The sequence below is a fragment of the Pedobacter hiemivivus genome, from assembly GCF_005144565.1.
Classification (GTDB): Bacteria; Bacteroidota; Bacteroidia; order Sphingobacteriales; family Sphingobacteriaceae; genus Pedobacter; species Pedobacter hiemivivus.
Window position 1 is genome coordinate 1 of record NZ_SWDX01000035.1, and the last position, 650, is coordinate 650.

Here is a 650-nt window from a genome sequence, read left to right on the forward strand (position 1 = left end):
CGGACTAGCATCAAAAGCAAATACGGTAGATGTTACCGCTGGGTTGGCTTCAAAAGCTGATCAAACGGCGGTTACGGCTGGACTTGCATTAAAGGCAGACCAGTCTGCACTTAGTAGTGCTACGGATGCTATTGCATTGAAAGCAAATACTACGGATCTTACTGCTGGGTTAGCCTTTTAAAAGCAAACACAACAGATCTTACTACTGGATTGGCATCTAAAGCGGACCACGGCACTTACTGCTGCTACGAATGCTATGGCATTGAAAGCTGATCAAAGTGCACTTAATGCTGCCACACTGGTGCAATCGCATTGAAAGCAAACACAACGGATCTTACCAACGGACTAGCATCAAAAGCAAATACGGCAGATGTTACTGCTGGGTTGGCATCAAAAGCTGATCAAACAGCGGTTACGGCTGGACTTGCATTAAAGGCAGACCAGTCGGCACTTAATACTGCTACTGATGCGATCGCATTGAAAGCTAATACAACTGATCTTACCAACGGACTAGCATCAAAAGCAAATACGGTAGATGTTACCGCTGGGTTGGCTTCAAAAGCTGATCAAACGGCGGTTACGGCTGGACTTGCATTGAAGGCGGACCAGTCGGCACTTAATACTGCAACAGATGCGATCGCATTGAAGGC

The 650-nt window shown here is 46.6% G+C and carries 2 protein-coding genes; both read left to right on the forward strand.

Going from position 1 to position 650, the window contains the following annotated elements; translation table 11 throughout:
* Positions 1 to 181: hypothetical protein (locus FBD94_RS26095; protein ID WP_169472420.1), on the forward strand; the 181-nt coding region annotated here is incomplete at its 5' end.
* Positions 182 to 312: 131 nt separating this feature from the next.
* Positions 313 to 650, forward strand: a 338-nt coding sequence (locus FBD94_RS25860) for a hypothetical protein (protein WP_205945943.1), incomplete at its 3' end; no start/stop codon positions are given.